Origin of the sequence: Romboutsia sp. (assembly GCF_035470145.1) — a bacterium.
Classification (GTDB): Bacteria; Bacillota; Clostridia; order Peptostreptococcales; family Peptostreptococcaceae; genus Romboutsia_D.
In genome coordinates this window covers 1-7,967 of sequence record NZ_DATIRC010000280.1, presented here as the reverse complement: position 1 = coordinate 7,967, position 7,967 = coordinate 1, and the positions used below count along the sequence as shown (strand labels likewise).

Annotated in this window: 6 protein-coding genes and 1 riboswitch; of the genes, 4 read left to right on the top strand and 2 right to left on the bottom strand. The window is 29.8% G+C overall.

What is annotated here, in order from left to right:
- Positions 1-713 (top strand): PLP-dependent transferase (locus VLM92_RS11590; protein ID WP_325276494.1); only part of this gene is annotated, 713 nt, incomplete at its 5' end.
- A gap of 103 nt (positions 714-816) precedes the next feature.
- On the top strand, positions 817-2,142 hold the full coding sequence (locus VLM92_RS11585) for a Na+/H+ antiporter NhaC family protein (RefSeq protein ID WP_325276493.1): 1,326 nt from the start codon (positions 817-819) through the stop codon (positions 2,140-2,142).
- A 230-nt stretch (positions 2,143-2,372) separates the two neighbouring features.
- Here VLM92_RS11585 and purF read toward each other — a convergent pair whose 3' ends face one another.
- Together purF and thiC are read right to left on the bottom strand one after the other, a co-directional pair.
- On the bottom strand, positions 2,373-3,725 hold the full coding sequence (purF, locus tag VLM92_RS11580; RefSeq protein ID WP_325276492.1) for an amidophosphoribosyltransferase: 1,353 nt from the start codon (positions 3,723-3,725) through the stop codon (positions 2,373-2,375).
- Between the two features lie 42 nt (positions 3,726-3,767).
- On the bottom strand, positions 3,768-5,081 hold the full coding sequence (gene thiC, locus VLM92_RS11575; RefSeq protein ID WP_325276491.1) for a phosphomethylpyrimidine synthase ThiC: 1,314 nt from the start codon (positions 5,079-5,081) through the stop codon (positions 3,768-3,770).
- 304 nt (positions 5,082-5,385) lie between these two features.
- Positions 5,386-5,489, bottom strand: a riboswitch (TPP riboswitch).
- 274 nt (positions 5,490-5,763) lie between these two features.
- Between thiC and VLM92_RS11570 the strand changes: the two genes are divergently transcribed.
- Together VLM92_RS11570 and VLM92_RS11565 are read left to right on the top strand one after the other, a co-directional pair.
- Complete coding sequence (locus VLM92_RS11570) at positions 5,764-6,438, top strand: response regulator transcription factor (RefSeq protein WP_325276490.1); 675 nt, start codon at positions 5,764-5,766, stop codon at positions 6,436-6,438.
- Entirely contained in the window at positions 6,435-7,907 is a 1,473-nt protein-coding gene (locus VLM92_RS11565) for a HAMP domain-containing sensor histidine kinase (protein ID WP_325276489.1), read from the top strand. The genes VLM92_RS11570 and VLM92_RS11565 overlap by 4 nt, the downstream gene beginning before the upstream one ends.
- Positions 7,908-7,967: the final 60 nt, after the last annotated feature.

Sequence of the window (7,967 nt, the reverse complement as noted above, 5' to 3'; positions counted from 1 at the left end):
CAGACTTAAAATTAGTAGATATAAAGGCTGTATGTGATATAGCTCATGAAAAAGAAGATTGTTTAGTATTTGTTGATAATACTTTCTGTACTCCATTTATACAAAGACCAATAGAGTTTGGTGCTGATGTCGTAGTTCATTCTGCTACTAAATACTTAAATGGTCATGGAGATGTTATAGCAGGATTTGTTGTTGGTAAATTAGATTTTATAAATCAAGTAAGATTATTTGGAGTTAAAGATATGACAGGGGCTGTATTAAGTCCATTTGATGCATACTTAACATTAAGAGGAATGAAGACTTTACAAATAAGAATGGAAAGACACTCAGAAAATGCTATGGAAGTTGCAAAATTCTTAGAAGGACATGACAAAATAATAAAAGTTAACTACCCAGGATTAAAAAGCTTCCCTCAATATGAGTTAGCACAAAAGCAAATGAAAGCTCCAGGAGGAATGATAGCATTTGAGGTAGAAGGTGGATTAGAAGCAGGTAAGAAGTTATTAAATTCATTAAATTTATGTACTCTTGCAGTTAGCTTAGGAGATTGTGAAACATTAATACAACATCCTGCATCAATGACTCATTCACCATATACTCCAGAAGAAAGAGCTGAAGCTGGAATAAGTGAAGGACTAATAAGAATATCTGTTGGTTTAGAAGATGCTCAAGATATAATCGCAGACTTAAAACAAGGTCTTGATAGACTATAATAAGAAATAAGTAGTACATTTTAAAATTAAAAGAGAAGGTATTTAGAGATATCTTCTCTTTAGTTATACCTTAAATAAGTATTAAAAAGGGAGATTAAAAATCATGCAAAATGCAAGTAAGATAACAGAAGAAAGAATTAATAAGGGGAGTTTATTAGCATTAGCCCCTATAGGAGTATTTTTGGTATTATTTATGGGAAGTGGTATTATAACAGGTGATTTCTATAAAATGCCTGCATTAATAGCATTTATGGTTGCAGCAGGAGTAGCTTTAATGATTAATCCTAAAGAGTCTTTACAAAATAAGATAGATATCTTTTGTAAGAGTGCTGGGGACCCAAATATATTAATAATGGTTATAATATTTTTATTAGCAGGAGCTTTTGGAAGTGTAGCAAAAGCTATGGGTGCAGTAGATTCTACAGTAAATTTAAGTCTATCTATTTTACCTGCAAATTTATTAGTAACAGGTTTATTCTTAGTGGTATGCTTTATATCTATATCTATGGGAACATCTGTAGGTACAGTTTCAGCATTAACACCAATAGGAATAGGTATTTCTCAAAAAACTGGTATCCCATTAGAATTATTAGTAGCAATAATTGTTGGAGGAGCTATGGTTGGAGATAACTTATCTATGATATCGGATACAACTATAGCAGCGGCAAATACACAAGGTTGTGAATTAAAAGATAAGGTAAAAATGAATTTCTTTGTAGTATTACCAGCAGCAATAATAAGTATTATAATAGTAGCTATAATGACATCTGGATATCAAAGTGCATCAACTGAAACTTATTCATATGAAATAATAAAAGTTATTCCATATTTAGCTGTTTTAGTAGGTGCTTTAGCTGGAGCAAACGTTTTTGTATTGCTTGCAGGTGGAGTTTTATTTGCAGGAGCTGTAGGGCTTTTCACAAATTCTATAGATTTATGGGGCTTTATAGGCGCAGTATCAGAAGGTATGGCTGGAATGCAGGAATTATGTATTTTAGTTATGATAGTTGGAGGAGTAATTGGATTAATAAAGCATAATGGTGGTATAGATTTTGTACTAAATTATATAACAAGTAAAATAAAAAGTGCGACAGGTGCGAAAATTGGAATTGCTCTACTTTCTAGTATAATAGATTTATGTACAGCTAATAATACAATCACTATAATAACAGCAGGTCCACTAGCAAAAGAAATTGGAGAAGAATATGATCTTGATCCAAGAAAGATAGCAAGTATATTAGATATATTTGCATCATGTTGGCAAGGAATGATACCATATGGAGCTCAAATATTAACTGCTGTTGGTATAGCTGGAGTTTCTTCTGTAGCAGTAATAAAATATTTACATTATCCTATATTCCTACTTATATTTGGAATCATATCAATAACTGTTGATTTTTCAGCATTAAAAAAGAAAAAGACACATTAATTTGATTTAAAACTAAAACAAAAAAGATTAATATATGTAACTTCATAATTTGAATTTTTTTTACATACTAGAGAGTATCAGAAAGAGATTCTAAATGAATCAAATAGAATAAGGTAGATTTGGCAAATAGAAGCTAAGTCTACCTTGTTTTTGTGTATAAGTAATTTTCCTAAAATGAACCCCCCTTAACAATACAAAGTTGTATTGTTAAGGGGGGGGTATAGAATATATCACATAAAACACTTTAGACATGCATCTTTTTTATGTCCTAAAGAATTTAAAAAACCGTCTATGCTTATATAGCCTAAGCTATCTACTCCAATAAAAGTGCGTATTTCTTCTAATGTCATATTAGAACCTATAAGTTCTTTTTTATTGGAAGTATCAATGCCTAAACAGCAGGGGGATTTTACTATAGGTGAAGCCAATCTATAATGAATTTCCTTTGCGCCTGCTTTTTTAAGAAGAGAGATGATTTTTTTGCAGGTTGTACCTCTTACCATAGAATCATCTACAACTACAATTTTCTTACCTTGAATGTTTTCTTTAATAATATTTAGCTTCAAAGACACTGCTTCTTCTCTTTTAGCTTGACAGGGTTTTATGAAGCTTCGTCCTACAAAATTATTTTTTACAAAGCCTAGGGTATAAGGTATTGAGGCTGCTTTAGAATATCCTAAAGCAGCAGTAGTTCCAGAATCAGGCACACCTATTACAATATCAGCATCTGCTGGACATTCTTTAAATAAGGTCTCACCACATTTGAATCTAGAGTTATAAACACTAACTCCATCAATTTTACTATCTACTCTGGCAAAATATATATATTCAAAAGCACAGGTATTACATATAGTATTTTTCATTAAACTTACTGTTTCTATACCGTTACTGTCAATTTTAATTATTTCTCCAGGTAAAACATCTCTTATAAATTCTCCACCAAGCATATCTAAAACACAACTTTCTGAACATACTATATAACCATTACTGAACTTTCCTATACATAAAGGTCTTATGCCATTACAGTCTCGCATAGCAAATAACTTGTCCTTTTCAAGTATAACAGCAGCATATCCACCTTTGATATGCTTTGATATAATCTCTAAGGTTTTTTCTATAGAAGAATCATAATATTTTTCAATGAGCTTTAAAATAACCTCAGAATCAGTAGAGGTATTAAATTTTAATCTATGATATTCTAGGTCATTTTTTAGCTCAATTGCATTTGTAAGATTACCATTATGTGCTATAGATATTTGACCAAAGGAACATTCGTCTAAAATGGGCTGAGCATTTACAACAGTACTTTCACCAAAGGTAGAATATCGTACATGACCTATAGCAGAAAAACCATTTATATCATTAAGATTGTTTTTAGTAAATACCTCGTTTACTAAACCCATATCTTTATGACAAATGAGCTGATATCCATTTGAATATGTTAATCCACAGCTTTCCTGTCCCCGATGTTGAAGTGAATTAAGCGCAAAATAAAGCATAGAAGATAAGTTGATTTTTTCATTAGAAAATATCCCTACTATTCCACATTCCTCTTTATATTTATCAACATCATTAATTTGCATTTTATCACTTCCGCTTCTGTTTAATATCTAACCTGATTCTTTTTAGCTATCAGCTCTTAAAAGGTTGATATCTTTTCCTTCCATTATTTTATTCATATTTCTCATAGAACACATTTTTCCGCACATAGTACAGCTATCTTCATGCTCAGGAGAAGATTCTTTTCTATATCTTCTAGCTTTTTCTGGGTCAATAGCAAGTTCAAACATTCTTTCCCAATCAAGTTCTTGTCTTGCTTTACTCATTTGATTATCCCAATCCCTAGAATTAGGAATGTTTTTAGCTATATCACCAGCATGAGCAGCTATCTTTGCAGCAATGATACCTTCTTTAACATCTTCTAGATTAGGTAATCTTAGATGTTCTGCTGGAGTTACGTAGCATAGGAAATCAGCTCCACAGCTTGCAGCTAATGCTCCACCAATGGCACTTGTGATGTGATCATAACCTGGCGCTACATCTGTAACTATAGGTCCTAATACATAAAAAGGTGCACCATGACAAAGTTTCTTTTCAAGTAGCATATTTGCTTTTACTTCATTTAATGCCATATGTCCTGGTCCTTCTATTATAACTTGTACATTTCTTTCCCAAGCTCTTAATGTTAATTCTCCTAGTACCATTAATTCTTTGATTTGACAGGCATCAGAAGAATCATTGATAGAACCAGGTCTACAAGCATCTCCAAGGCTTAAAGTTAAATCATATTTTTCACATATATCTAATAACTCATCATAATATTCATAGAAAGGGTTTTCTTGGTTATTAAGTTCCATCCATGCATAAGTAAGAGAACCACCTCTTGAAACAATATTTGTAAGTCTTTTATTTCTTTTAAATACATTAGCAGTTTCTTTATTTATACCTGCGTGAATAGTTACAAAATCTACACCATCCTGTGCATGTTTTTCTACAACATCTAAAAATTCCTTTGCAGTAATGTCTTTTAATTCTTTATCATAAAAACCAAAAGCATCATAAACTGGAACTGTACCTATCATAGCTGGAGATGATTCAATAAGTCTTTTTCTGAATTCTTCAGTTTTTCCAAAAGAGCTTAAATCCATTATAGCCTCAGCCTTCATGTCTAAAGCTAGTTGTACCTTTTTCATTTCTTCATCAATATCACAGCAATCCTTTGATATACCTAAATTCACATTTATTTTTGTTCTTAGTCCTTGACCTACGCCTTCTGGATCTAATGACTTATGATTTTTATTAGCAGGGATAGCAATCTGACCTTTTGCAATAAGCTCTCTTAAAACTTCAACGTTCATATTTTCTTTTTTAGCCACTAATTCCATCTCTTTTGTAACAATACCTTTTTTTGCAGCATCCATTTGAGTTGTATACATCATTTTAAATTCCCCTTTATTATTTATTTAGTTTTTCTTTAATACCTAGTATCTTATATTAAATTTTATCTATAGGTATTATGTTATTGATACTCCTTTTTAGTCTCCTTCTACAAAGCCTACTACTTCAAGTTGTCTGTTTCATAAAGCTTATGATTTTCACAATTTCCATCTATAACTGTTTTTTATAGAAAAATAGTTATTTTTAAAGATGTGTAATTATTAAATTTTAAATATAGACTAAAAAAGAAGCTTTACCATAAGGCAAAGCTTCCTACAAACATGTATTATAAAAATTAATTATAATAATCATCGCAAATAACTTTCCTACGGTAGTTCTAGCTACGTCAGGTTCAGAGGGTTAGGTTAGTATAGACCTTCTCAGCCAAATTGGCACCCCTAGTTAATTATATTTATTTTTTATGTGAATAATATACAAAATATTACTTTAACTTCATTATAGTATTGAAGTGGTATTCTGTAAAGTATTTATTTTTTTTAACCATTTAATATATTAAAAATTAAATTTGCGTTATCAGTATTTTTATTAGATATAAAAAATTGCTTGTTTTTAATTTTTTCTACATCCTTATGCTAACCAAACTTTGTGAAATTTTACTAGTTATAGTTTTTTAGTGTGAAAAGTTATGTATAATAAAATTAAGAAAAAGTTGGAGGTGGTATTTTGGCCTTTAAAAAAATACTTATAGTTGAAGATGAAGAAAGAATGAGAAGACTTATAGGGGATTATCTAAAAAGGGAAGGCTTTAAAATAATAGAAGCAGAGGATGGAAAAAGAGCTTTAGAATTTTTTAAAAGTGAAAATATAGATTTAATTATTTTAGATATAATGTTACCAGAATATGATGGATGGACAGTTTGTAGAGAAATAAGAAAATCATCTAAGGTTCCTATTATTATGCTCACTGCAAGAAGTGAAGAAAGTGATGAATTATTTGGATTTGAATTGGGGGCAGATGAATATGTAACAAAGCCATTTAGTCCAAAAATATTAGTTGCAAGGGTCAATGCTCTATTAAGAAGAACTAATATAGCAACAGAAGATGTAGTATCGACTGGAGGTATAGTTATAGATAAAATAAGCCATAGAATATTAATTGAAGGCAATGAAGTAGAGATGTCACCTAAGGAATATGAATTATTAGACTTTATGGTTAAAAATTCAGGACAAGCATTAACTAGAGAGCAAATATTAGATGAAGTATGGGGATATGACTATTATGGAGATTATAGAACAGTAGATACTCATATAAAGAGGTTAAGAATAAAGCTTGATAAAAAAAGTAATCTTATCCAAACGGTAAGGGGGATTGGATATAGATTTGAGGTGAAGAAATGAAAAAATCCTTAAGGGTTAAATTATTTGCAATAATAACTATATTTGCACTTATAATTGTAGGTATATCATGGTTAATAAATATAAAGTATTTAGAGCGTTTTTACATAAAAAGTAAAGAAGAAAGTCTTGTCAAATATGGTCAAGAAATAAAAGAGATTTTTGATAATGATAGTGACGATATAGATACTGAACTAAAATTAGAAAAGATTGAGAAAAGCTTAAACGGGGATATAATGATATTTTCACCACAAGGAAATTTAAAATATAACTCTTCAACAAGAAAGCAAATGAATAGAATATTAGGAGAGGGTATGGAAAAATTTCCATTTACTAAAGAAGACCATAATGATTTAGTAAATGGGAAAACAATAATAAAAAAATATGTACATCCAAATCTAGGAATTGAATTTTTAACTCTTGGACTTGTTTTGCCTAATAAAGATTTTTTAATGATAGATATTTCTATTGCAGATATTAATGAAAGTGTAAATATTGCAAATGACTTTTATGTTTATATTGTAATTGCTTCATTATTAATTGGTACATTAGTAGCATTTTTGATTTCAAAATGGTTTACTAAGCCAATAATAAAATTAAATAATGTTGCAAAGAGTATGTCTGATCTTAATTTTGATAAGAAGTATGAAGTAAAAACAAATGATGAAATTGGAGAGCTTGGAAAGTCTATAAATTATCTTTCAGAAAAGTTAAGTATAACTATATCTGATTTAAATGAGGCAAATGAAAAGCTTAAAGAAGATATTGAAAGAGAAAGAAAAATAGATACAATGAGAAAGGAATTTATATCTAATGTATCTCATGAATTGAAAACTCCAATTGCATTAGTTCAAGGTTATACAGAGGGGCTTAAGGATAATATAGCTAGTGATATTGAGGATAGAAATTTTTACTGCGATGTAATAATTGAGGAAGCAGAGAAGATGAATAAACTAGTAAAGGATTTACTAAATCTTTCTCAAATTGAATCTGGTTATATAAGTTTAGATATAGAAGAATTTGATTTAATAGATACAGTAGAAACAGTAGTCAATAAATATAGGCCTATATTAAGTGAAAAGAAAATTTCTTTATGTATAAACAAAGAAGTTAATAATGCAATGGTTAATGGAGATAGACCTAAAATAGAACAGGTTTTAGTAAACTTTATTAATAATGCGATTAATCATGTTGATAGTAAAAAACTTTTGAGTATAAATATTTCATCACATAAGGATAGGGATAGGGTTAAAGTAGGGATATTTAATACAGGCAATAACATTGAAAAAGATGAAATAGAAAAGATATGGCAAAGCTTTTATAAAATTGATAAAGCTAGAAGTAGGAAATATGGTGGAACTGGACTTGGGCTGTCTATAGTTAAGGGAATACTAGATTTACACAATAGTAATTATGGCGTTATTAATAAAGGTAATGGTGTAGAGTTTTGGTTTGATATGAAATATATATAAATGTCACATGGTTGTCACATAATTGTCACAAACCTCCTTTATTATTAGATTAAGAAAACA

Coding starts and splice junctions, on each gene's coding strand:
- VLM92_RS11585 (WP_325276493.1), top strand. CDS start 817: ATGCAAAATGCAAGTAAGATAACAGAAGAAAGAATTAATAAGGGGAGT.
- purF (WP_325276492.1), bottom strand. CDS start 3,725: ATGCAAATTAATGATGTTGATAAATATAAAGAGGAATGTGGAATAGTA.
- thiC (WP_325276491.1), bottom strand. CDS start 5,081: ATGATGTATACAACTCAAATGGATGCTGCAAAAAAAGGTATTGTTACA.
- VLM92_RS11565 (WP_325276489.1), top strand. CDS start 6,435: ATGAAAAAATCCTTAAGGGTTAAATTATTTGCAATAATAACTATATTT.